The sequence below is a fragment of the Mesonia phycicola genome (assembly GCF_900141885.1).
Classification (GTDB): domain Bacteria; phylum Bacteroidota; class Bacteroidia; order Flavobacteriales; family Flavobacteriaceae; genus Mesonia; species Mesonia phycicola.
Genome location: NZ_FQYY01000011.1, coordinates 1 through 25,059, shown reverse-complemented (window position 1 = coordinate 25,059; position 25,059 = coordinate 1). Strand labels below are relative to the sequence as shown.

Below are 25,059 nucleotides of genomic sequence, written 5' to 3'. Positions count from 1 at the left end.
ATAATATAGATGAACACAGATATAGAAAATCTTTTTAAAGATAAAGTTTTAGGTCATCCAGGAGGATTATTTGTACTATTTTTTACTGAAATGTGGGAGCGTTTTTCATTTTACGGAATGCGCGTATTATTAGTTAATTTTTTAACGATGGCCGCTGTGGGGTATAACCCTGGTTGGGAGTGGTCTGCAGAAAATGCAGGAGCACTCTTTGGTACTTATGCAATGTTATTATATATCACACCAATTTTGGGAGGTATTATCGCAGATAAACTTACAGGCTATCGATGGGCTGTAATAATTGGTGCAATTGTTATGACGCTGGGTCACGCTGCAATGGCTTTAGAAACTGAACTCTCTCTTTATGTAGGTTTAGCTTTATTAGTGGTAGGAACAGGTTTTTTTAAACCTAATATTACCTCTATAATTTCTGAAATGTATAAAGGTAACGAAGAAAAGAAAGATGGCGCTTATACTATATTTTATATGGGTGTAAATGCAGGAGCTTTCTTCGGAATGATGCTTTGTGGTTATTTAGCAGAAAAAATAGGATGGTCTTACGGGTTTGGTTTGGCAGGAGTTTTTATGCTTTTGGGAACACTACAATTTTGGTTTTCAGGTAATCTTTTTGGTAAAATCGGAGCTAAGCCAGAAAGTTCTAAAGTAGAAGTTGTAGAGATAGATAAAGATGTAGAAAAGCAAAATCCATTTACCCTATTAGATAAAGTTTTAATTGTTATTTGTTCTATTATTGGGTTAGGTTATGCAATTAACGACCCTATGTCTAAAATTGTTGAAATAGATATTTTTTCAGCATTTCAAATAGGAAGCTTAGCTGGTCAATATGTGGTGGTTTTATTTGGACTATTCTTATTTTTAATATTAGTTATAGGTAGAATTTTACGATATACACCTGTGGTAAGAGACAGAATGTTTGCATTCATTATTTTTGCCTTTTTTACTGTATTTTTCTGGTTGTCGTTTGAGCAAGGAGCATCTTCATTAGTGTTATTTGCTAGAGATAATGTAGATAGAGCTTTAACAGGAAATTCTGCAATTATTTATAATATTGTAAACACCCTTTTAACAGTAATTCCGCTTATAATTATTTCTTATGTTTTATTTCTTCTTTGGAAAAAAACATTTAAGAAAATACCAGGTTCTAATATTGTTTTGGTAATATGTTTCTTGTTTATGTGGGTATTAGTAGGTTGGATGATTCAGCGAGATTTCAACACTGTAGCATATGATGTTACCTATCAAGCTATTGAAACAAAAAATGTAGATGAAGAAGGTAAAGAAACTGTGACTTATCAAGCAATTTCAGAACAAACAATCATTCAAGATGGTGCAAATGTAGTAGATAGAAAAGTGTCTATTGCAGAACCATTAACCTTCCAAATTGGTGAAACTGTCAACATTATTACAAAAGATAATGAAGAGTCGGCTTTTGGTTATTTAGATGAAAGCAGAATGCAATTAGCAATTGCTAATTCTGAACAATTAGAAAAGAAAGATCATCGTATTATTAAAGCAAAAGTTACTGAGGTTAAAGACAATCAAGTAGAAATAACAGTGTCTTGGTTTAGTATACTTAATTCGTTCTTTATCATTGTATTTGCATCCTTATTTTCTAAATGGTGGGAAAGTAAGTATAATCCTTCTGCAGCTACTAAATATGCTCTTGGTTTGATTATTATGGCCATAGGGTTTGGTTTGTTAGCTTGGGGAGCAAATGGAGTAGAGGGAACTATGAAAGTGAGTATGATATGGCTTATTTTAGCCTATCTATTTCATACCTTGGGAGAGTTATGCTTATCTCCAGTGGGGCTTTCTTATGTTAGTAAACTGGTTCCTGCAAGAATGATTGCCCTTATGTTTGGTATGTGGTATTTAGCTATTGCAATTGGTAATAAACTGGCCGCTGTCTTTGGAGGGCAAATAGAAAATATAACTAAAGAATATAATTTATCTACTTTCTTTTTGATTTTTACTATAGTGCCAGCTGTAGCTGGAGTTTTAGTGTTTTTACTAAATCCAGTACTAAAAAAGTTAATGCACGGAGTAAGATAATAATGTTGAATTTTAAAACGTTGTTTATTAAATAACGTGTTGGAATGGTTTTTGAATATTTTTAATTATGAAGAAATTTTTTATTACAATAGTTTTTCTAGCAGTATCTATAGGTACGGTTAGTGCACAAGAGATAGAGTGGATGTCTATGAATGAGGCATTAGAAGCTCAAAAAAAAGAGCCTAAGAAAATTTTTATGGATGTCTATACAACTTGGTGTGGTCCTTGTAAATTATTAGATAAAAATACTTTTCAAAATGAAGATGTTGTGAATTTTGTGAATGAAAATTTTTATGCGGTTAAATTTGATGCAGAAGGTACAGAGGAAGTAGATTACCAAGATTTTGTCTATACAAATCCAAATCACGACCCTGATAGAAAAGGTAGAAATGCACAACATTTGTTTGCGCATGCATTAAAAGTTTCTGGTTACCCAAGTATGGTTTTCTTTGATGAAAAATCAGATGTAATTGCACCAATTACTGGTTATCATACCCCAAAAGATTTAGAAATTTATTTAAAAATGATTGCCAACAACGATTATAAAGAGTTAACCACAGCAGATGCGTGGAAAGAATATGAAGCTAATTTTGTGGGTTCATTTCAATAAGTAATTTTTAAATGTTGATATTGACAATGTGCTAAGATGTTCAATAATCAATGACGAAAGCTCCTTGTTCACTGGTGTAGTGAAAAGGAGCTTTCTTATTTTTACAAGTGTTCTTCCATCTTTTTACATAGGTTTTGTAATTGCTTCCATCTGCAATAATCATTTCTACATTAAAATTTTTGAGAACTCTCTCTAGATTTATTTTAGGGGAATTTCTCAAGAGTAAATAGTCAATCTTTTTTTGCTCAGGTATATTATACACTCCTAAACTATCAACAACTAGAAGAACTTTTTCGTTTTTAAGCAGATAAATATCTTTTAGAGAATCTGTCTGTGTATCATTAATTCCAATTTTGGTTTCTAGGTCATTTAAAAATTTATCTTGGTTTGTTAGGTTGTTGTTGTAAACGGTTAACGCAAAACCCTGCTTTTCTGCTAAAATGGTATTTCTATTTTGATGAAATATGTAAAAACTATTTTTTTCTAAACTTCTTTTTGAATAATAAATGTATGTACATTGAAAAATAATAATAGAAATTAGTAGGTAGCCTAATCTAGCAATACTTCTTTTCTTAATAAAAAAATAGAGTAATAAAACTATGATGTAACTGCTAAACAGTAACTCTTTGTTAAAGAAAATTTGTTTAATTACAAAGCTATCTCGCATAGCTATTTGGTGAATTATATATAACAATGCATCTATAATTTTTCCGTAGCTATAGACTAGAAAATTTAGTTTTATGTTGATTAGAGATAGAACAATAATTAGCAAACCATAACCTAAAATAATTCCTAAACCGGGCAAAATAATTAGATTAGCTAATAGAAATAATGTGGGAAATTGATGAAAATAGTACAAACTAATTGGCAGTACACCTAATTGAGCAAATACGCTAACCGACATAATCTGTATTACTTTTCGGGTAATTTTTGGTAAGTGATTAATTTTATTATTTACAATGGGCATAAAACTAATAATAGATAGTACCGCTAGGTAACTCATTTGAAAACCAACATCTAATAAAGCATATGGGTTTGCAACAAGTAAAATAAAAATAGAAAGACATAACATACGTATAGTGGTTCCTTTTCTATTTAAAATAAAACCAAAATTAACGCAAGTAAACATAGTTACAGCCCTAAGCACAGAAGGGGTATTGCCAATTAAAAAAGCATAAGCCCATAACAAAACAGAAATAATAATCCATTCTAAATACTTTCCGTATTTTATTTTTTGCAAGGGTTTAAAAAGAAGTAACAATAACCCAGAAATAATCCCAATATGTAAACCAGAAATTGCTAAAATGTGTACCACACCAGCAGACGCAAAATCATTATAAATTTCTTTGTCTAAGTCTTTGCGCTCTCCTAAAAGTAGAGCGTTGGTAAACGCTAATTGATTTTTAGAAAGACCTTGATTAATTAAACCATTTTTAATCTTATTTCTGTATTGTTCTGCAAGAGTTTTAAAGCTGAAAATACGGGTGTTTATTTCTACAAATTCATTATTATTAATGGTAGCTTGCTTATAAATTTGTTTAGTTTGAAGGTATTCACTATAGTTAAACTGATGCGGATTTAAAGTTTTATATACATCTTTTAATTTAGACTTAAATATAATTTGACTACCAGTTTTTAAATGGTTAGAAATACTGTCAATTTTTATTGAAAGTAATAACTTCCCTGTGGTAGGTTGTTTGTTGAGAGATTGAACTTCAAAAATGTAATTATGGTAGTAAGTATTTTGTTTTAATGTGGAAGAGATAATTCCATTTAGGGTAAACTCTGTATTTTCTTGAAAAGAATTTAAATAATGAGAGTGTTGGTTTTCTGGATATTGAAGTTGTACACAAGTAACACCAACACATAAAAAGGTGCAAACCGTAATAATAGTGAAACTAAAACTGCCAAAAAGTTGCTTTCTTTTCCAAAAGAATAGAAGAATAAAAAGAAATAAAACAAACCCACAGATAATTATACTGGTAGTAAGCGCAATTAAGATTTGGTGCCCTATAATAATACCAATAATAAAAATAACTGTAATAAATAAAACAGAGTTGTTTACTAACTTCATCTCTTAAAGTTAGTAAAAATCAGGTAATTATATTATAAAATTCTTTTTGCCATAATAAAAGCATCGTTCCAATAACGCTCACTAAGTTTAGAGACAATAACGCCTCTAGATGTGGTAGAATGAATAAAACTTATTTGGCTAGGTCCAATTTCTACCACTAAACCTACGTGGTTAATTACATCTCTATTTTTATTGGTTTGAAAAAATAATAAATCACCAACATTAATTTGATTAGCTCTAAGCATAACACCTTGTCTAGCCATATCTCTAGATACTCTTGGTAAAGCCACATTTTCACTTAAAAAAGCAGTGTATATCAATCCGCTACAATCCATTCCTTTTCTTGTAGTACCTCCATACTTGTACTTGGTACCTTGAAAATCTAAAGCATAATCAATAATTCTAGAAATTTTAGGAGCAGCACTTTTGTAAGAGCTACTATTTTTTACAGATGAAGTAGAAGAGGCACTTTTTTTACTTCCGCAAGAAATTAAAGAAAGAGCTAAAAAGGCAAAGACGATAACTTTATTCATTAGGTTGTAATTTTTTATAGATCATTTTGGCAGTATGTTCACTAGCACCAACACCACCTAGTTTGTCTTTTAAAACTCTATAATTTTTAAATAATTGTTCACGATGGCTAGGGTCAAGTATTTTTCTTAATTCAGCCTTTACATTGCTTGTATTAAATTCATCTTGAATAAGCTCTTTTACCACTTCTTTGTCCATAATTAAGTTTACCAAAGAGATGTAATCTAATTTGATAACTCGTTTTGCAATCTCATAAGAAATTTTACTTCCTTTATAGCAAACTACTTCTGGCACATTAAATAAAGCAGTTTCTAAGGTAGCAGTTCCAGAAGTAACAAGAGCCGCTGTAGATACGCTTAAAAGATCGTAGGTTTTGTTCATAATTAAAAACACATTGCTTTTCTTTAAAAAAGGCTCATAAAAACTTGTATCTTGACTTGGAGCTCCAGCAATTACAAATTGATACTCACTAAAATCTTTAGTAATTGCTAACATAGTACTTAGCATTTTAGAGATTTCTTGTTTTCTACTACCTGGCAATAGAGCTATAATTGGCTTGTTAGAAAGTTGGTATTTTTTAGTAAAGTCTTCAAAAGAAATTTCGTCTCTATCATGAATAGCATCTAATAATGGATGACCAACAAAATTTACAGGGAAGTTGTGTTTTTTCTCATAAAACTCTTTTTCAAAAGGTAAAATAACAAACATTTCGTCTATATCTCTTTTTATGGCTTTAATGCGGTTTTCTTTCCAAGCCCAAATTTGTGGCGAAATGTAGTAATGTGTAGTATATCCTTTTTGTTTGGCCCACTCTGCAATTCTAAAATTAAAACCAGGGTAGTCTACAAATATTAATACATCTGGTTGGTAAGCTTCAATATCTTTTTTACAAAGTTTAATATTTTTAAGAATAGTTTTTAAGTTAAAGAGTACCTCTACAAAGCCCATAAAGGCTAAATCACGATAATGTTTTACTAGCTCTCCGCCTACTTCTTGCATTAAATCTCCGCCCCAAAATCTAAACTCTGCTTGCGCATCTTCTTTTTTTAAAGCTTTCATTAAATTAGAAGCATGTAGATCTCCAGAGGCTTCCCCAGCAATTAGGTAATACTTCATCTTAATATAGTTTTAAAAATGCAATAGTAATGGCTGCAATAAGGGTAGCTATTAACACACCTCTAGAGCGATAAGGCTGATTCTTTTTTAAAAAAACAAAAAACGGAAGAAAATTTAAAATTGCTCCTAGTGCAATAATGCTTCCTAAAAAACCTTCTTGCCTTGCTTTTAAAATAGTTTCTTCTAATCCATCGGGAGACAATAGAGCAATGTAAAGATATATCCCTGCTAGATTAGCAATTAAACCAATAAGTAAACCTAAAAATACTTCTTTTTTAATCATTTAAATTCCAGTTATTAAGTTCTTTTAAAGTATGGTGTGCAGTTAAATCAAATTGAACTGGCACTAAAGAAACATAACCGTTTTTTAAAGCCCACTCATCTGTATCTTCCCCTTTATCTTCATTAATAAACTCACCAGTTAACCAATAATAATCTCTCCCTTGCGGATTGGTGCGTTTGTCAAATTTCTCTACCCAATGCGCTTTAGCTTGTCTACAAACTTTTATTCCTTTAATCTCTTTTTCTTCCAGTTTAGGGAAATTTACATTTAAAACCACCCCTTCAGGCAATCCGTTTTCTAGCACATTATTGGTGATAGATTTAATAAATTTTGTAGTTGGTTCAAAATTTGCAGATAAAGAATAATCTAATAAAGAAAAACCAATAGCAGGTATCCCTTCTGTACCTGCCTCTACCGCAGCACTCATAGTACCAGAATAAATCACGTTTATAGAAGAATTAGAGCCGTGGTTAATTCCACTTACACAAAGATCAGGTTTGCGGTGCAAAATTTCTTGTTTTGCAATTTTCACACAATCTGCAGGAGTACCAGAACAACTATATTCTTGGTGGTTTTCTTCTTCTTTAAGTTGAAGCGGATCACAATATAAATTATCGTTTAAAGTAATTGCGTGTCCCATTCCACTTTGTGGACTATCTGGAGCAACTACAATAACATCTCCAATTTGCTTCATGATTTTAATTAAATGTCTAATACCTGGGGCAGTAATCCCATCATCATTAGTAACTAAAATTAAAGGTCTTTCTGTACTCATTAACTATTAAGTTTTCTTTGCTAAAATAAACAATTCTTAAGTAACCTTGCTAATCTTAGAAGATAATCCCTCTAGAGTATTATCATTCTTTTATGAGGTTAGAATTAAAAAAAATATTATTTTTAACTTTTCACTGCCTAAAAAAAATATTATCAAGAATTTATTATAAATGGCACAGTTTTTTAGGCTGTAATAGATGAAATTGCTAATGAACTTAAATAGATTTATGAAAAGGAATTATAAAGTTTTCTTGTTGGGACTGTTACTGGCAGTAGCCTCTTGTAGTTTTACAACAAAAGAGTTTGATGAAAACTCAGATAAAGATGAAGTTTTAATAGAATTAATTTCATTTGTATTAAGTAAAGGTCATTACGATCCTAAAGACATTAATGATAATTTTTCTGAAGAAGTATATAAAGATTATTTAAATAGATTAGACCCTAGAAAAAGATATTTCTTACAAGACGATATTGATGTTTTTGAAAATTATGAAGACAAAATTGACGACCAAATAAATGCTCATAAAATAGATTTTTTTAATCTTACGTATGCTAAAATCCAACAGCGTTTAGAAGAAACAAAAGCTTATTATCCAGAAATACTTTCTAAACCTTTCAGCTTTGAAGAAGATGAAGAAATTGATATGGATTTTGATAACTTAGATTATGCAGCTTCTAAGTCTGAGTTAAAAGATAGATGGAGAAAACAGTTAAAATTTTCTGTATTAGGTAATTATTACGATTTAAAAGAAGAAGAAAAAGCTAAGGCAGAAGATGATGAAAATTACCAGCCAAAATCTGATGCAGAGCTAGAAAAAGAAGCAAGAGAAGCTGTAGAAAGTTCTTTAGATGAATTTTATGATCTTAATGATGATTTTGAGCGTAAAGATTGGTTTACTATTTACATAAATTCTATTGTAGAAGAGTTTGATCCGCACACGTTTTACTTTGCACCAAGAGATAAAGAACAATTTGATATTCAAATGTCTGGTAGCTTAGAAGGTATAGGGGCAAGACTTCAGAAAAAAATGGACAATATTAAAATTGTAGAAATTATTTCTGGAGGTCCAGCTTGGAGAAATGAAGAACTTGAAGTAGGTGATTTAATTCAAAAAGTAAAACAAGAAGATGAAGAAGAACCAGTAAATATTATTGGTATGCCTTTAGATGATGCGGTAGATTTAATTAAAGGACCAAAAGGAACAAAAGTAACTTTAACCGTTAAAAAAGTAGACGGTACTATAGAAGATATCACTATTGAAAGAGATGTAGTAGAAATAGAAGAAACCTACGCTAAAAGTGCCATGGTTAATAAAGACGGTAATTACGGATTAATTAATTTACCACGTTTTTATTTTGATATGGATGATGCTAAAAATAGAACAGCGGCGTCAGATATTAAAAAAGAAATTATTGAACTTAAAAAACAAGATATGGACGGTCTTGTAATTGATTTAAGAAATAATGGAGGTGGTTCTTTATCTACCGTAATAGATATTGCTGGTTTATTTATAGAAGAAGGCCCAGTAGTACAAGTTATGTCTGGTAACGGTGAACGTGAAGTTTTAAAAGATAGAGATGATGATATTTTATGGGATGGCCCGTTGGTAATTCTTGTAAATGAATTATCTGCTTCTGCTTCAGAAATTTTAGCAGCTGCTATGCAAGATTACGGAAGAGCTATTATTATAGGTAGCAAACAAACTTATGGTAAAGGTACTGTGCAAAACGTAATAGATTTAAATAGATGGATGAAAAATAGCGATATGGGAGATATGGGAGCGCTAAAAGTGACTACTCAAAAATTCTATAGAGTTAATGGAGGTTCTACTCAATTAGAAGGAGTGAAAAGTGATGTAGTGGTTCCAGATAGATATAGCTATATAGATTTAGGTGAAAAAGATATGGAAAACCCATTACCATGGGATCAAATAGAGCCTGCAACTTATACCAAATGGGACGGTTATGCAGATTTTGATAAAACCTTAGAGAAGAGTAAAAAACGTATGGCAGAAAGTAAACAACTTCAATTAATAGATGAAAGCGCAAAATGGATTAGCGAGCAAAGAGAAGAAGATGTTTACTCATTAAAATATACAGTTTATGCAGCCGAAATAGCGAAGAATGAAGAAAAAGCTAAACGTTTTGATTCTATTACTAATTACAAAACAGATTTAACTTTTGTATCTCTGCCTTACGAGCAAAAAATGTTTGAGCAAGACACAACTTTGCAAGAAAAGAGAACACGTTGGCACAAAAGTTTAAGCAAAGATGTTTATGTAGAAGAAGCAGTAAACGTGTTAAAAGATTTAAAAGAGAGTAAAGAAAGAGAAATGAAATTAGCAAATATTAAAAATTAATTTGCTGTTGAATACATCATCAAATTCATTAAGTCAATTAGCGCTTCAGAGGTTTAAAAAAAACTTCTGGGGCGTTTTCAGTTTCTGGTTTATTGCCTTCTGTTTTGTCTTGGCAATAATTGCTTATGTTGTTGTGCCAGATAACTCTGCAAATGCAAATCAAATGCATTTGTCTATTCACTCAAAAGAACCCGGTTTTCAAGTAAATATGTTAACTATCCCTTCATCTTTAAATAGTAAAAAAGAAAGTTGGGGTAAAAATGTTTTTTTTGGAGAAGAATTTTCAGATACAGAAATACCAATAAATAATTATTCATTTACAAAAAATCATCTGTTAGTTACTACTTATCATGAAGGTGAATTAAAAGGTTTAGAGAAAAGTTATGAGTTAACTAAAGTTTTTCCTGAAGAATTAACTAAAGAAGAAATAGAGAAAAAATATATACAAAAAAGAACCTTTTTACTTGGTACAGATAAATACGGGAGAGATTTATTAAGTAGAATGGTGGTAGGTATAAGAGTGTCTCTTTCTATAGGTTTTGTAGCTGTATTTATTTCTTTAATTATAGGTATGTCTTTAGGGGCAATTTCTGGTTATTTTGGAGGCAGAATAGATGCTGCAATAATGTGGCTTATAAATGTAACTTGGTCTATTCCAACTCTACTTTTAGTAATTGCTATTACTTTGGCTTTAGGTAAAGGTTTTTGGCAAGTATTTATTGCGGTAGGTTTAACTATGTGGGTAGAAGTAGCAAGAGTAGTAAGAGGGCAAGTAATGAGTGTTAAAAAAATGCAATATGTAACTGCAGCACGAGCTTTAGGTTTTGGTAATGCTAGAATTATTATAAAACATATTTTACCCAATGTATTAGCGCCTCTTATTGTGATTTCTGCAGCAAATTTTGCTGCAGCTATATTGATAGAAAGCGGACTTAGTTTTTTAGGAATTGGAGCTCAACCACCAATGCCAAGTTGGGGTTCAATGATTAAAGACCATTACAGTTATATCATTTTAGGGAAACCATATTTAGCAATAATTCCTGGAGTAGCAATTATGAGTTTAGTAATGGCATTTATGTTAATTGGTAACGCATTAAGAGATGCTTTAGATGTAAAAGCGTAAATTTAGATAACAACGATTTTAAAATTAATTAAAACTTATGGCAACCATTTTTACAAAGATTATTAGCGGAGAAATCCCTAGTTATAAAATAGCAGAAACAGAAGACTTTTTTGCTTTTTTAGATATTAACCCGAATGCTAAAGGGCATACATTATGTATTCCTAAAAAAGAAGTAAATAAAATATTTGATTTAGAAGAAGAAACTTATTTAGAGTTGATGAAGTTTTCTAGAAAAGTAGCTTTAGCTATTAGAAAGTCTATAGATTGTAAGCGAGTAGGGATGTCTGTTATTGGTTTAGAAGTGCCACACGTACACGTTCACCTTATTCCTTTAAATGATATGAAAGATGCTACTTTTGGCTCTAAAGTTAAATTAAGTGACGAAGAGTTTAAAAGTTTAGCAGAAAAAATTTCTAGCAATTTTTAAGCTATTTTTTTCAGTTTTATTTCAAAAGTGGTCCCTTTACCAAGTTCACTTTTAAGTACTCTAATTTTGCCATCGTGGTATTCTTCTATAATTCTTTTAGCTAAAGATAAACCTAAGCCCCAACCTCGTTTTTTAGAAGTGTAGCCTGGTTTAAATATCTTTTTAAATTTATTTTTAGAAATTCCTTTTCCGGTGTCTGCTATAAGTACGTTTACCCATTTATGGTCTTGGTTAATTTCTATATTAATATCTCCCTTACCTTTTAGGGCATCCATAGCATTTTTTACAATATTCTCAACAGTCCAGCTATAAAGTTGGCTGTTGAGGTTTACGTTAATTTTTTCGTCTGGTAGATGGAGAGAAAAATTAATTAATTTAGAGCTTCTTGCCTTTAAATAATCATAAGACTCTTTTGTTTCTTCTACAATATCTAAAGGTTGTAAATTAGGAAGTGAACCTATTTTAGAAAATCTATCTGTAATAGTTTGTAATCTATAAATATCTTTTTCTATTTCTTTAATATAGCTAGGATCAATATTTTCATCTTTTAAAATTTCTGTCCATCCTACTAAAGAAGAAAGTGGCGTACCAATTTGGTGGGCTGTTTCTTTAGCCATACCTGCCCACAATAAACTTTGGTCGTGAGATTTAGAGGTAGAATAAAAATAATAGAGAATCACTAGGTATAGTATTACTATAAACACAATACCAATAGGAAAATACTTTAGTTTATTAATTAAATTAGAATTACCGTAATAAAGCGTACCAAATACCTCATCTTCATATACAATTTCTATAGGTTGATAATCAGACTGAAACTCTAGAGCTAAGGCTTTAATTTTCTCATTGTTATCGGTGTCTTTTCTAGCTATATTTCTTGTTTCATAAAAATCTTCTTTGCTATGATAGATAATCATAGGCGTGCTAGTGTTTTTAGATATTACTTCTAACTCTATAGGTATATCTTCATTTAAATCACTATTTAGTACTTCAGAATAAGCTTTTACCCATATTTCCATCTTTTCACGCTCTTCTATTTTTAGCCTATTAAAAAATATAGAAACATTCCATAAAAAAATAGTAACAATAGCAACAGAAGCTATAGTAATAAACCAGCGAGTAAAACGATGTTCGTCAGAAAATATCATAAAATAAACGTGAGTAAGAATTTTAAATATAATGGTTTTTCTTGTTAATTATTGTTTAGCGCTAGTTTTAAATTCCTCTTAGTAATAGTTACCTTTGTAAAAATAAAATGCAGAATGTTAACAATAAACCCTAAAGAGGTTACTACCCAAAAACTATACGGTTTAATGGTAAGTACTGTGGGACCAAGGCCTATTGCTTTTGCGAGTACGGTAAATAAAGATGGTGAGCCAAATTTATCTCCATTTAGTTTTTTTAATATGATGAGCGCTAACCCGCCAGTTTTGGTGTTTTCTCCAGTATTAAAAATTAGTGATAAAGCTAGTAAACACACTTTACAAAATGCAGAGGCAACTAAAGAAGTGGTGATTAATGTGGTAAATTATGATATAGTACAGCAAATGTCGCTATCTAGTACCGCTTACGCAAAAGGGATTAATGAGTTTGAAAAAGCGGGCTTAACCATGCAAGCATCAGATATGGTTAAACCATTTAGAGTAAAAGAGTCTCCTGTGCAGTTTGAGTGTAAGGTAACACAAATAGTGACCTTAGGTGAAGAAGGTGGAGCAGGAAACTTAGTTGTATGTGAAGTGGTAAAAATGCATATATCTGAAGATATTTTAGATGAGAATCAAAAAATAGATCAACATAAATTAGATTTGGTTTCTAGAATGGGAGGTAATTTGTACTCTCGAGCAAATATGGGTATTTTTGAAATTCCTAAGCCTATTTCTGCAATGGGGATGGGAGTAGATCAATTACCAGAAGATATTAAATCTAGTTCTGTTTTAACAGGTAATGATTTAGGTAAACTAGGGACAGTAGAAATTAAACCTACTCAAGAAGAAGTTGATTTTTTTGTAGAAGAAAATAAATTAACAGAATATATAAGCAAAAGCTCTTCTGAAAAAATTCATGCAACTGCGCAAGAATATTTAAAAAAGGAAGAAGTGATGAATGCTTGGAAAATTTTATTGGCAAAAAATAAGAAATAAGAGACTATGGAAGTACAAGGAAGAATTAAGCAGATTGATGACACTAAAACTTACGGAAACAATGGTTTTAGAAAAAGAGAATTAGTAGTAACTACAGAAGAGCAATACCCTCAACATATATTACTAGAGTTTGTTCAAGATAAATGTGATTTATTAAACAACTTTAGTGTAGGGCAGCAAGTAAAAGTTGGTGTGAATTTAAGAGGAAGAGAGTGGGTAAACCCACAGGGAGAAACTAAATACTTTAACTCTATACAAGGTTGGAGAATTGAAAATTTACAGCCAGCAGCTCCACAAGGGGGAAATACGCCTCCTCCAACAGATCATTTTGAGCCAGCACAAGATTTTAATGAAGAAGATCACGACGATTTACCTTTCTAAAATATAGAATTGAATTTTGAAAAAAGAAGCGAAAATCCGACCCATTGGGTCGGATTTTCATATTGTGGCTTTAAGTCAACCTTTTAAAACAAATTCAAAAAAAATAATAATGATGAACAATAATACTTCTCAAAAGGTTATTTCAAATATCATTAAAATTTTATTCAAAAACAATCATTTTAGTAATTTTGTAGGTGTTAAAATGTTAATATTCAAATAGATGCATTTTTTAAATAAAGATCTTGTTTTTCCGCCAATAGTAAATGCAGATGTTCAGGGTTTACTTGCTATAGGAGGGGATTTGTCACCGCAGCGTTTACAGTTAGCATACCAATCTGGTATTTTTCCTTGGTATAGTGAAGGAGAGCCAATTTTATGGTGGAGTCCAGATCCTAGAATGGTTTTGTTTCCAGAAGAGATTAAAATATCTAAAAGTATGCGTCAGCTTTTTAAAAAAAATGCTTTTACGGTAACCTATAATAAAACTTTTGAAAGCGTAATAAGAAATTGTGCGCAGGCAAAACGAGAAGGGCAAGACGATACTTGGATTACAGAAGAAATGATATTAGCTTACATAGAGCTACATAAACAAGGTTGGGCGCAATCTGTAGAAGTGTGGAGAGAAGAAGAGCTAGTAGGTGGTTTGTATGGTATTTATTTAAAAGAGCAGCGCGTTTTTTGTGGTGAAAGTATGTTTGCTAAAGTAAGTAATGCTTCTAAATATGGTTTTATTTCTTTAGTAAAAAAGTTAGAAGCAGAAGGGGTAGAGATAATAGACTGCCAAGTACATACCAATCATTTAGAAAGTCTTGGAGCAAAAGAAATAGCAAGAGAGGTATTTTTAAGCTATTTAGATAGAAATTTTTAGTGCACTAATTAAAAATAGTTGCGTGTAAGCATCTTTTGTGAAATTGCGGTAACGATATTCTACACCAAGATTTAAAACAGTATTATTGGTAATGCGGTAGCCTAAATAATTACTGTATCTAAAGCCATAGTTAGGTACTTCTTCTTTACCAAACTCCCAAACACCTTCTATGGTACCTACTAAAGATAGCTCTTTAGCATCAACTCTATTACCGTTTAAGGGTAATTCTGCTAATAATCTATAACGCCCTCTTAGAGTGGTTCTCTCTCTAAATCTTTGCACAAACCTTACTCGGTGTACTAATTTAAATTTTTCATATTTTTTAGTGTACGCATATTGCTCTATAAAACGAGTCTCGTCTTTTTTGCCTGTGTAGGTTTCTACAAATCTATATTTTATACCAGCACTAAGTTTGCTGTTAAAACCAATTTTTCTAGTGGTAGAATGATTAAATTCTGTAAACTGGCTATTAATTTTTAGTTTTTTATTGTCTAGATTTTCTTCTGCTGTATGTTGATATATATTACTTCTATAAGCAGTACCAAAAGTATAAGACCAAGGTGTTTCGTTTTTTATTGTTACAGAAACAGCAGGATTAATAAGAGCGGTAAAATCTTGAGATGATGAGGTAAAAGTGATTAAAAATAAAAATATAAATAAGATGTATTTAGAAAATGAGATAATCATAATTGTCTGTAGCTACTTCTCTTTTTACCTTTAAATTGCCAAAAGCATCAAATAAAAATTCAAACTTTTGATATTTTTTATTTAGTCTAGTTTGTGCAACAATTTCATAATAATCTGGAGATGTATTTTGCTGAAGTGATTTTTTTATTACTTCTTCTTCATTTCCGTTATTAGAATACTGTTGCTGTATTTTTTCAATTTTAAAAGCATCAAAACTTGTATTTAAATAAGTTTTTATTTTGTTTAAAACTGCTTTTTCAACTTTATTTTGTTTAATAATTACTTCTACGTCTTCTAGTTTACCTTCTTTAGTAAACTCTATACTGTAAGACTTTTTATTAAACTTAAATTTTGCTTCATAGCTTTTTTTAAAGCCATCAGTCTCAAAAAAATAAGACATTCTTTTAAAAGGTTTCTCTTTAAAAGACTCTAAAAGAAAAATGGCATTTTCTGGCATTTCTGATCGCCTAATATGCTCTTCTTTTTCCTTTTTTTTTGATTGTGCAATAGTACTTAAACTAAACAAAAAAAACATTAAAAAATATAACTTTTTCATGATGTTAATTTAACTTCTTCATACCTAAAACATGTAGTGATATGATCGTTTACCATTCCGGTGGCTTGCATATGCGCATAAATAACGGTGGGGCCAACAAATTTAAATCCTCGTTTTTTTAAATCTTTACTAATTTTTTCACTAATTAAAGAGGTAGCTGGTGTCCCTTTTGTTGGGTTTATTTTATTATCAATAGGTTTGTGGTTAACATAAGCCCACAAGTAATTGCTAAAACTTCCAAATTCTTTTTGTACTTCTATAAATAACTTTGCATTGCTTATTGCTGACTTAATTTTTAATTTATTCCTAATAATTCCTGAATCTTGTAAAAGAGATTCCGTTTTTTTGTCAGAATAATTTGCTATTTTTTGATAATCAAAATCATCAAACGCTTTTCTAAAATTTTCTCTCTTTTTTAAAATAGTAATCCAGCTAAGTCCTGCTTGAAAAGTTTCTAGCATTAAAAATTCAAAAATGGTAGCGTCGTCATAAACGGGTACTCCCCATTCTTTATCGTGGTAAGCTTCATATAGTTTATCTCCTTTACACCAATCACACCTTTCTTTACTCATTTATTTTATTTTGTTAACAAAAATAAATCAAAAATAGACTGGTCTATATTAACTTTGCTTTAAAATATAGATCGTGAACGCATTACAGTTAAGTGAAATTATAGAGAGAAGTTTTTCTCAAAGTTATAGTTATAAAGAGTTTAGAGATTTGATGGATGATTTGTTAACTAGAAATCAATCTACGGCTAAAGTGCAAGAAGAAAGCCTAACAGAGTATTCTAAAATGAACCAACGTAGAATGAAGCGTTGGGAAAAAACTTTAAAAATATCTGAAGAAGCAGCAAGTAAAATTAAAGCTTATAAAGGTAAACTAATATGGTTAGTAATTACAGAAAGTTGGTGCGGCGATGCGGCACATAGTATGCCTGTAATGAATAAGTTGGCTGAATTAAACTCTGATATTGAAATAAAAGTTGTGTTAAGAGATGAACACGAGGAGTTAATGAATCAGTTTTTAACCAATGGTGGTAAATCTATACCAAAATTAGTTATGTACCAGCCAGAAACAAAAAAAGTAATTGCAGAGTGGGGACCAAGACCTACAACGGCAACACAAATGGTAGAAGCTTATAAAACTAAGCACGGTAAATTAGATGCAGAGTTTAAAGAAGAATTGCAACGTTGGTATAATAAAGATAAAGGGCAAACTACAATAAAAAATATATTAGCCTTACTTTAAATAATAGCGCCAGATTCTGGTTTAGGTAGAGTTTTAATAAAACTATCTAAATTTAATGCGTTTTCAATTTTAAAATCACCAATTCTTGTTCTTCTCAAGGCAGATAGGTGAGCGCCACTTTCTACTGCTTTACCAAAGTCGTGAGCCAAACTTCTAATGTAAGTGCCTTTACTGCAAGAAACTCTAAAGTCTACTTGCGGTATATTTATTTGTGTTAACTCAAAAGAAGAAATAGTAATAGTTCTCGGGTCAATTTTTACTTCTTCACCATTACGGGCATATTCATATAAGCGTTTACCGTCTTTTTTTAAGGCTGAAAATACTGGCGGATACTGCTCAATATCTCCAATAAACTGCTTGGTAGTTTGTTGAAGTTTTTCTGCCGAAAGATGCTCTGTAGGGTATGTTTGATCAATTTCAGATTCTAAATCGTAAGAAGGTGTGGTAGCGCCTAGTGAAATTGTACCTGTATATTCTTTTTCTTGTCCTTGTAACTCTTGTATGTTTTTAGTGAATTTTCCTGTACAGATAATTAATAAACCTGTTGCTAAAGGGTCTAATGTACCAGCGTGACCTACTTTTATTTTTTTAATACCACAGTTTTGTCTAATAAGCCAACGTACTTTATTTACTAATTGAAATGATGTCCAATTTAATGGTTTATCAAAAAGTAAAACTTGTCCGTTTTTAAAATCTTCTGCAGTAAATGAAGTCATAGCGTGTTTAATTTCGGTTCAAAGATGAGTTTTTTCTTGGCTTTATACAAAATGAATTTTCTGCTTTTCTGGTATTATTCTTCCCGTCATGCTGAACTTGATTCAGCATCTCATTAAGTTTGAGTTCCTAAGAAACGTGATAAGAAGTTGTTATGGCTTGCGTAAAAGCATTAGGGATAGAAGCGGCATCCTTTTTATTTTGTCACATCGAGCGAAAGCGAGAAATGACAAAATAAAAAGATATAGCGAATAGCCCGACCTGCAACGCAGTGAAAGGAAATGCCCTAAGAGTAACTAACTACTATTGCAATTACTCCCACAATTAAGCAATAGATTGCAAAATAGCTGAGTTTACTTTTTTTAACTAATGCAATCATCCAAGTACAGGCAAAAAGTCCAGAGACAAATGCGGCAATAAAACCAACAATTAAACCAGTGCTGTTACCAGTGTGAGTAAGTTCTCCATCAAGAAGATCTTTAGCAATTTTTCCTAAAATAAGAGGAACCACCATTAAAAATGAAAAACGGGCGGCTTTGGTTTTGTCGTTTCCTAATAAAACAGAAGTAGAAATAGTAGAGCCACTTCTAGAAATACCTGGTAATAAAGCAATGGCTTGTGCTAAACCAATTACAAGAGCATTAGAGTAGCTTACTGGTTTCCCTGTGTTTTTTGCTTTATCTGCCAACCATAGTAAAAGAGCAGTGATAATAAGCATAAAGCCTACTAGTAAAACACTGCTGCCAAAAAGTTGCTCTAGTTGCTCTTCAAACAAAACTCCTACAATTGCTGCAGGAATCATAGAAATGATGATTTTTAAAGAGAATTGCGTTTCTTCATTCCATTTAAATTGAAGTAAGCCGCGTAAAATTTCCCAGATGTCTTTTCTAAAAACCACTATGGTACTTAAAGCGGTTGCAAAGTGCATAACCACAGTAAATAGCAAAGATTCTTCAGGGATACTATTGTCGCCTAAAATGGCCTTACCTAATTCTAAATGCCCGCTAGAAGAAACGGGAAGAAATTCTGTTAATCCTTGTATTATTCCAAGAATTAAGGCATCTAATACCTCCATTATTTTTTCTTCGGATTAAGTAGAATGGCGTATACTTCAATCCCAAAGCCAAGTAAAACTAACATGGGAGCTAGTCTAATTCTTCTCCAACTATAAATATCAGGATTAAAAACCTCTGGGTCGTCACTACCTCCTCCAGACATTAAAATAAAACCAAGCGTAATTACGGCTAAACCAATAAGCATTACTTGGTAGTTTTTCTTTTCAAAAATAAAATATGGTTCTGGCTTTTTTTCTTCTTTTCTTTTTTGTTCTCCCATCATTTTTTACTTAAAACTGAAATAATTCAGCATAAACATTTTTAATAATAAAGCTCGTCTGTTTTTAAATTTAAGAAGCGTTGCGTAGCAAAAAATGTGCTTATCCAGCTAATTACAATTCCTATTAAAAAAACTGCAGCAAATAAAACCCCTAGTATTACTTTATCTGCAAGTAAATTTAACTCAGGGAAACTTTTATTGATATAATAAATTACACTTGCCATTCCTGCTAAAGCTAAGATAGAGCCAATAATACCAAGCCTAACACTTTTCCAGATAAAAGGTCTGCGTATAAAACCTTTAGTAGCGCCAACCATTTGCATAGTTTTAATAGTAAAACGTTTGGAGTATACAGAAAGTCTAATAGAACTATTAATTAATAGCACTGCAATAAATAAGAAAATACCGCTTACCACTAAAATCCAAAAACTAATACGCTTAACATTATCGTTTAATAAGGCAATAAGAGGCTTATCGTAAACTACTTCATCTACAAAGTCTTTTTGTGTAAGGTCTCTAGATATTTCTGCAATTTTAGTTTCAGATACATAATCTGCATTAAAATAAACATCTATAGAATTTTGTAAAGGATTGTAACCTAAAAACTCCATAAAATTTTCCCCTATTTCTTTACTATGTTCTTTTGCAGCTTCTTCTTTAGAAACAAAACTAGTGCTCTTAGTGTATTCTGCAAGAGCTAAACTTTTTTCTAGCTGATTTATTTCTACTTCTTTTGCCGTATCTTTTAAAAATACAGTTAGTGCAATTTGCTCTTTAAAGTGATCTGCCACTTTTTTAGTGTTTAGCACTAAAATACCCAACAAGCCTAATAAAAATAAGACAAGAGATATGCTAATTACTACTGAAAAATAAGACGATATTAAACGTCTTTTCTGGTATTTTTCAAAAGATGAACTCATAGATGTTAAACAAGATTTTTTGTAAAAATAATAAAGTAAATTAAACGCTACTCTTTAAAACGTCTAAACTTTTCATTTTCGTACATTAATGGTACTTTAGCGCTTCAAAAAATACAGCATTCGTAACAGCGAAAATATAAAAAGATGAGCTACAACTTTAACCAGATAGAAGCCAAATGGCAAAAACATTGGGCAGAAAACCAAACTTTTAAAGCTACTAACCAAAGTGATAAAGAAAAATTTTATGTGTTAGATATGTTTCCTTACCCATCTGGGGCAGGCTTACACGTAGGGCATCCGTTAGGTTATATTGCTAGCGATATTTATGCACGTTTTAAAAGGCATCAAGGTTTTAATGTTTTACATCCGCAGGGTTACGATTCTTTTGGGTTGCCAGCAGAGCAATATGCTATACAAACTGGCCAACACCCAGCTGTTACTACACAAACTAATATTGCGCGTTACCGTGAGCAGCTAGATAAAATAGGTTTTTCTTTTGATTGGAGTAGAGAGGTGCGTACTTCTAACCCTGAATATTATAAATGGACTCAGTGGATTTTTATTCAACTTTTTGAAAGTTGGTATGATGTAAGTACAGATAAAGCTCGCGCTATTTCAGAATTAGTAGAAATTTTTACTGCGGAAGGAAACACAAATGTAAAAGCAGCTTGTGATGAAGATGTTACAGAATTTTCTGCAGAAGCTTGGAATGCCCTTTCTGAAAAAGAACAACAACAAATTCTTTTAAAATATAGATTAACTTACTTAGCAGAAACCGAAGTCAATTGGTGTCCGCAACTAGGTACAGTTTTAGCAAACGACGAGATTGTCAACGGAGTTTCAGAACGTGGTGGTTATCCAGTAGTTCGTAAAAAAATGAAACAATGGAGTATGCGTATTTCTGCCTATGCAGAACGTTTACTACAAGGCTTAAATGAGCTAGATTGGACCGATAGTTTAAAAGAAAGTCAACGTAACTGGATAGGGAAATCGGTAGGAGCGATGGTTGATTTCAACTTGTCTGATGAGACCTTGAATCAAGTTCTGGGTAACGAGCATCATTCCGAACTTGATTCGGAATCACATCCTCGTATATCTGTCTTCACCACGCGACCTGATACGATTTTCGGAGTAACGTTTATGACTTTAGCTCCAGAACACGAATTGGTTTCAAAAATTACCACACCAGAACAAAAAGAAGCGGTAGAAGCTTATGTAGAAGCAACAGCAAAGCGTAGTGAACGTGAGCGTATGGCAGATGTAAAAACTATTTCTGGAGTGTTTACAGGAGCCTATGCCGAGCATCCGTTCACCAAAGAACCAGTGCCAATTTGGATAGGAGATTACGTGTTAGCAAGCTACGGAACTGGAGCTGTAATGGCAGTGCCTTGTGGAGATCAGCGTGATTTTGATTTTGCTACGCATTTTGATATTCCTATTAAAAATATTTTTAAAGACGTAGAAATTACGGAAGCTGCACACGCAGATAAAGAAGGTACGGTGATTGCAAATTCAGATTTCTTGAATGATTTGCCGTATAAAAAAGCACTTAAAACTGCTATTTATGAGCTTGAAAAAATAGGTCAAGGTAAAGGGAAAACCAATTATCGTTTACGTGACGCAGTATTTAGTCGCCAGCGTTATTGGGGAGAACCTTTCCCGGTATATTACGTTAACGGAATGCCGAAAATGATAGATGCAGAGCATTTACCAATTCAATTACCAGAAGTAGAAAAATATTTGCCTACCGAAGAGGGTGAACCGCCATTAGGTCGTGCCGATGTTTGGGCTTGGGATACCGAAAAGAACCAAGTAGTTAGTAATGAGTTGATCGATGATAAAACTGTTTTTTCATTAGAACTCAATACCATGCCAGGTTGGGCAGGAAGCTCTTGGTACTTTTTCCGTTATATGGAAGATGAAAAACGCGATGAGGTTTTCGCTTCACCGGAAGCTTTAAATTATTGGGAAAATGTAGATTTATATATTGGTGGTAGCGAGCACGCAACAGGGCACTTGTTGTATTCTCGTTTCTGGACTAAATTTTTAAAAGATAGAGGTTTTGCTCCTGTAGAAGAACCTTTCAAAAAGCTCATCAACCAAGGAATGATCTTAGGGGAAAGTGCATTTATTTACATAATTGAAGCTAGATTTTTAAAAGGAGATGACGATGTGCAAGTTCACAGTACACAGGTGATAGTTTCTCAAGAATTTTTTAATGAATTATCAGTAACAGAAGGACCTTTAGATAATCTACCGAAAGTATTTCAAAACTTCTTAGGAAATAGAATAGAAGCTAATTTAGAATTTAATACTAATTATAAAGATTATGAAGTTGTTTATAGAGCATTTAAGACTTCTCAGATTGATGTTAAATACGTTAATTTAAATAATGAAATAGAAATTCATTCTCTTTCTGAAGATAATAGGTACAAAACGTTAGTTGGTGCTCATTATTTTAATGGTGAAGAAATAATTCATAATAAGGATATAAATACTATTTCGAATATTAAAGTATATCGTGAGGTAGAAAAAATGTCTAAATCAAAATTCAATGTGGTTAATCCAGACAACATTTGTGAAGATTATGGCGCAGATACTTTACGTATGTACGAAATGTTTTTAGGTCCGCTAGAACAAGCAAAACCTTGGAACACTGCCGGAATCACAGGTGTACACAACTTTCTTAAAAAACTATGGAAGCTTTACCACAATAACGAAGAATTTGCGGTAACCAATGCCAAGCCAAGCAAAGACTCGTTAAAAACTTTACACAAAACCATTAAAAAAGTAACCGAAGATATTGAGAACTTCAGCTTTAATACTTCTGTTTCTACGTTTATGATTTGTGTAAATGAGCTAACTACACAAAAATGTACTTCTAAAGAAATTTTAGAACCGTTAGCAGTTTTAATCTCCCCTTATGCGCCTCATATTGCAGAAGAGTTATGGAGCAAATTAGGAAATACAGAAAGCGTTTCTACAGCTGCTTATCCTAAATTTGAAGAAAAGCACCTAAAAGAGAGTTCTAAAACTTATCCAGTTTCTTTTAATGGTAAAATGCGTTTCACTATGGATTTATCTTTAGATTTAAGTAAAGATGAATTACAAGAAATTGTAATGAATGATGAGCGCACAAAAAAACAATTAGACGGGGTAACCCCTAAAAAAGTGATTATTGTTCCGGGTAAAATCATAAATATTGTAAAGTAACCCTATAAAAAATAGGGGTTAATAAGGGTGTTATAACTTTTTTAAGTTTAATACCCTTTTTTTTGATAAAGGTTTTATTTTTGAATAAACAAAAATTACCGTTATGATTGTAGGTGTTCCTAAAGAAATTAAAAACAACGAAAGTAGAGTAGGTATGACTCCAGCAGGAGTTTTAGAATTAACTAAACGTAAGCATACCGTTTACGTACAAGCTACCGCAGGATTTGCAAGTGGTTTTTCAGATCAAGACTATGAGCAAGTAGGAGCACAAATTTTACCAACCATCGAGTCGGTTTATGCCGAAAGTGATATGATAGTGAAGGTAAAAGAACCAATACCAGAAGAATACACTTTAATTAAAGAAGATCAAGTAGTATTTACCTATTTTCATTTTGCAGCAGACCAAGGTTTAACAGAAGCTATGTTAGCAAGCAAATCTATCTGTATTGCTTATGAAACTGTACAAGATGCCAATGGTAGACTACCTCTATTAACACCAATGTCTGAGGTGGCAGGTAGAATGTCTATACAACAAGGAGCAAAATATCTAGAAAAACCTGTAAAAGGTAAGGGACTTTTATTGGGTGGAGTACCAGGTGTTTCTCCAGGTAAAGTACTTATTTTAGGTGCTGGAGTAGTAGGTATGCAAGCAGCAAAAATGGCAGCAGGTCTTGGTGCACTTGTAACTATATTAGATATAGATATGGATAAACTTCGTTATGTAAACGATGTAATGCCAAGCCACGTGGTTACTGGCTTTTCTAACGAGTACAATATTAGAAAACACATAAAAACACACGATTTAATTATTGGTGGGGTACTAATACCTGGTGCCAAAGCGCCAAAATTAATTACCAGAGATATGCTGAAAGAGATGGACTCTGGTACTGTAGTAGTAGATGTAGCAGTAGATCAAGGAGGTTGTATAGAAACCACAAAAGCAACCACTCATGAAGATCCTATATATATTATAGACGATGTAGTACATTATTGTGTAGCCAATATGCCTGGCGCTGTACCACACACCTCTACCGTAGCATTAACCAATGTAACACTACCTTATGTAATTAAATTAGCAGAAAAAGGCTGGGATGTTGCTTGTAAAGAAGATGAAGCATTAAATAAAGGATTAAATATTATAAAAGGAAAAGTAGTTTACCAACCTATTGCAGCAGCTTTTGGCTGGGAAGAGGTTTGTAACTAGGGCGTTACCCTTTGGGTCGGGCTTTCGGCAGTCGCTTTTTTGTTTTGTCACTTCTAGTTGAGTCGAGAAACAAAACAAAAAGAGCTTCAACAAAGCCTCAATCCCTAACGCAAAACCACCCCGCCCTATCGGGCAACCCCTCCTTTTAAAGGAGGGGAATTTTTTGTGTAGTTTTTTTATTTTATTCAATAATAATAAGTATTTGCGTCATTCCAGACTTGATCTGGAATCTCATCTTGTTCAATTTATTTAAATCACTATAAACTTCCTTCCCTTTCAAAGAAAGGTTACTTATGTAGTGATAGCGAAGTAAGTGAGAAGGGTTCTTTTCTTCTCTTGATGTTTTTAATGAGCTTGCAAAACCACCCCGCCCTATCGGGCACCCCTCCTTTAAAAGGAAGGGAACTTTTTGTATAGGTTT

Annotated in this window: 25 protein-coding genes; 11 read left to right on the top strand and 14 right to left on the bottom strand. The window is 32.1% G+C overall.

Annotation, left to right across the window (positions count from 1 at the left end):
• Positions 1-9 precede the first annotated feature (9 nt).
• Together BUC03_RS14195 and BUC03_RS14190 are read left to right on the top strand one after the other, a co-directional pair.
• Positions 10-2,070, top strand: coding sequence for a peptide MFS transporter (locus BUC03_RS14195; RefSeq protein ID WP_073153553.1), 2,061 nt, complete (start codon positions 10-12; stop codon positions 2,068-2,070).
• Between the two features lie 67 nt (positions 2,071-2,137).
• Positions 2,138-2,680: a thioredoxin family protein gene (locus BUC03_RS14190; RefSeq protein ID WP_073153551.1), complete on the top strand. Its 543-nt coding sequence runs from the start codon at positions 2,138-2,140 to the stop codon at positions 2,678-2,680.
• A gap of 40 nt (positions 2,681-2,720) precedes the next feature.
• Here the strand turns inward: BUC03_RS14190 and BUC03_RS14185 are convergent, their stop codons facing one another.
• From BUC03_RS14185 to surE, 5 genes are read right to left on the bottom strand one after another with little or no spacing between them, the layout of a single operon-like run.
• Complete coding sequence (locus BUC03_RS14185) at positions 2,721-4,754, bottom strand: ComEC/Rec2 family competence protein (RefSeq protein WP_073153548.1); 2,034 nt, start codon at positions 4,752-4,754, stop codon at positions 2,721-2,723.
• Positions 4,755-4,786: 32 nt separating this feature from the next.
• Complete coding sequence (locus BUC03_RS14180) at positions 4,787-5,287, bottom strand: C40 family peptidase (protein WP_073153545.1); 501 nt, start codon at positions 5,285-5,287, stop codon at positions 4,787-4,789.
• On the bottom strand, positions 5,280-6,401 hold the full coding sequence (gene lpxB / locus BUC03_RS14175) for a lipid-A-disaccharide synthase (RefSeq protein ID WP_073153542.1): 1,122 nt from the start codon (positions 6,399-6,401) through the stop codon (positions 5,280-5,282). The genes BUC03_RS14180 and lpxB overlap by 8 nt, the downstream gene beginning before the upstream one ends.
• A gap of 1 nt (position 6,402) precedes the next feature.
• Positions 6,403-6,684 (bottom strand): hypothetical protein, encoded by a 282-nt coding sequence (locus BUC03_RS14170; RefSeq protein WP_073153539.1) that lies wholly within the window; start codon positions 6,682-6,684, stop codon positions 6,403-6,405.
• Positions 6,677-7,459, bottom strand: a complete 783-nt coding sequence (gene surE, locus BUC03_RS14165; protein WP_073153536.1) for a 5'/3'-nucleotidase SurE — start codon at positions 7,457-7,459, stop codon at positions 6,677-6,679. Before surE ends, BUC03_RS14170 begins: the two co-directional genes overlap by 8 nt.
• Positions 7,460-7,685: 226 nt before the next feature.
• Here surE and BUC03_RS14160 point away from each other — a divergent pair, with 226 nt between their 5' ends.
• The 3 genes from BUC03_RS14160 to BUC03_RS14150 are packed head-to-tail and all read left to right on the top strand — an operon-like array spanning position 7,686 to position 11,368.
• Positions 7,686-9,818 (top strand): carboxy terminal-processing peptidase, encoded by a 2,133-nt coding sequence (locus BUC03_RS14160; RefSeq protein ID WP_084112986.1) that lies wholly within the window; start codon positions 7,686-7,688, stop codon positions 9,816-9,818.
• 7 nt (positions 9,819-9,825) lie between these two features.
• Entirely contained in the window at positions 9,826-10,941 is a 1,116-nt protein-coding gene (locus BUC03_RS14155; protein ID WP_073153533.1) for an ABC transporter permease, read from the top strand.
• A gap of 37 nt (positions 10,942-10,978) precedes the next feature.
• Entirely contained in the window at positions 10,979-11,368 is a 390-nt protein-coding gene (locus BUC03_RS14150; RefSeq protein WP_073153530.1) for an HIT family protein, read from the top strand.
• On the opposite strand, the gene BUC03_RS14145 is transcribed toward BUC03_RS14150, so the two are convergent.
• Positions 11,365-12,516, bottom strand: a complete 1,152-nt coding sequence (locus BUC03_RS14145) for a sensor histidine kinase (RefSeq protein ID WP_073153528.1) — start codon at positions 12,514-12,516, stop codon at positions 11,365-11,367. The two genes, BUC03_RS14150 and BUC03_RS14145, sit on opposite strands and share 4 nt — an antisense overlap.
• Before the next feature lie 114 nt (positions 12,517-12,630).
• Here BUC03_RS14145 and BUC03_RS14140 point away from each other — a divergent pair, with 114 nt between their 5' ends.
• The 3 genes from BUC03_RS14140 to aat all read left to right on the top strand — a co-directional run bounded on the left by BUC03_RS14140 (position 12,631) and on the right by aat (position 14,758).
• A complete protein-coding gene (locus tag BUC03_RS14140) occupies positions 12,631-13,509 on the top strand; it encodes a flavin reductase family protein (RefSeq protein ID WP_073153525.1) in 879 nt (292 codons plus the stop codon).
• Positions 13,510-13,515: 6 nt separating this feature from the next.
• Positions 13,516-13,890, top strand: coding sequence for a DUF3127 domain-containing protein (locus BUC03_RS14135; RefSeq protein ID WP_073153522.1), 375 nt, complete (start codon positions 13,516-13,518; stop codon positions 13,888-13,890).
• Positions 13,891-14,110: 220 nt separating this feature from the next.
• Positions 14,111-14,758, top strand: coding sequence for a leucyl/phenylalanyl-tRNA--protein transferase (gene aat / locus BUC03_RS14125; protein WP_073153515.1), 648 nt, complete (start codon positions 14,111-14,113; stop codon positions 14,756-14,758).
• On the opposite strand, the gene BUC03_RS14120 is transcribed toward aat, so the two are convergent.
• The 3 genes from BUC03_RS14120 to BUC03_RS14110 are packed head-to-tail and all read right to left on the bottom strand — an operon-like array spanning position 14,741 to position 16,573.
• A complete protein-coding gene (locus BUC03_RS14120) occupies positions 14,741-15,445 on the bottom strand; it encodes a DUF2490 domain-containing protein (RefSeq protein ID WP_073153512.1) in 705 nt (234 codons plus the stop codon). The two genes, aat and BUC03_RS14120, sit on opposite strands and share 18 nt — an antisense overlap.
• On the bottom strand, positions 15,426-16,001 hold the full coding sequence (locus BUC03_RS14115; protein ID WP_073153509.1) for a hypothetical protein: 576 nt from the start codon (positions 15,999-16,001) through the stop codon (positions 15,426-15,428). The genes BUC03_RS14120 and BUC03_RS14115 overlap by 20 nt, the downstream gene beginning before the upstream one ends.
• Entirely contained in the window at positions 15,998-16,573 is a 576-nt protein-coding gene (locus BUC03_RS14110) for a DNA-3-methyladenine glycosylase I (RefSeq protein ID WP_073153506.1), read from the bottom strand. The genes BUC03_RS14115 and BUC03_RS14110 overlap by 4 nt, the downstream gene beginning before the upstream one ends.
• Before the next feature lie 73 nt (positions 16,574-16,646).
• Between BUC03_RS14110 and BUC03_RS14105 the strand changes: the two genes are divergently transcribed.
• On the top strand, positions 16,647-17,252 hold the full coding sequence (locus tag BUC03_RS14105) for a thioredoxin family protein (protein WP_234971639.1): 606 nt from the start codon (positions 16,647-16,649) through the stop codon (positions 17,250-17,252).
• Here BUC03_RS14105 and truB read toward each other — a convergent pair.
• The 4 genes from truB to BUC03_RS14085 all read right to left on the bottom strand — a co-directional run bounded on the left by truB (position 17,249) and on the right by BUC03_RS14085 (position 20,221).
• Positions 17,249-17,968, bottom strand: coding sequence for a tRNA pseudouridine(55) synthase TruB (truB, locus tag BUC03_RS14100; protein WP_073153500.1), 720 nt, complete (start codon positions 17,966-17,968; stop codon positions 17,249-17,251). The two genes, BUC03_RS14105 and truB, sit on opposite strands and share 4 nt — an antisense overlap.
• A gap of 284 nt (positions 17,969-18,252) precedes the next feature.
• On the bottom strand, positions 18,253-19,041 hold the full coding sequence (locus BUC03_RS14095; RefSeq protein ID WP_073153498.1) for an undecaprenyl-diphosphate phosphatase: 789 nt from the start codon (positions 19,039-19,041) through the stop codon (positions 18,253-18,255).
• Positions 19,041-19,301: a DUF3098 domain-containing protein gene (locus tag BUC03_RS14090; protein WP_073153495.1), complete on the bottom strand. Its 261-nt coding sequence runs from the start codon at positions 19,299-19,301 to the stop codon at positions 19,041-19,043. The genes BUC03_RS14095 and BUC03_RS14090 overlap by 1 nt, the downstream gene beginning before the upstream one ends.
• 41 nt (positions 19,302-19,342) lie before the next feature.
• Positions 19,343-20,221 (bottom strand): cell division protein FtsX, encoded by an 879-nt coding sequence (locus tag BUC03_RS14085; RefSeq protein ID WP_073153492.1) that lies wholly within the window; start codon positions 20,219-20,221, stop codon positions 19,343-19,345.
• Between the two features lie 144 nt (positions 20,222-20,365).
• Here BUC03_RS14085 and BUC03_RS14080 point away from each other — a divergent pair, with 144 nt between their 5' ends.
• Both BUC03_RS14080 and ald read left to right on the top strand, forming a co-directional pair.
• Positions 20,366-23,434, top strand: a complete 3,069-nt coding sequence (locus BUC03_RS14080) for a leucine--tRNA ligase (RefSeq protein WP_073153489.1) — start codon at positions 20,366-20,368, stop codon at positions 23,432-23,434.
• Positions 23,435-23,537: 103 nt separating this feature from the next.
• Complete coding sequence (ald, locus tag BUC03_RS14075; protein ID WP_073153486.1) at positions 23,538-24,638, top strand: alanine dehydrogenase; 1,101 nt, start codon at positions 23,538-23,540, stop codon at positions 24,636-24,638.
• 181 nt (positions 24,639-24,819) lie between these two features.
• Here the strand turns inward: ald and BUC03_RS15395 are convergent.
• The coding region (locus BUC03_RS15395; RefSeq protein WP_234971638.1) for a hypothetical protein at positions 24,820-25,059 on the bottom strand (240 nt) is incomplete at its 5' end.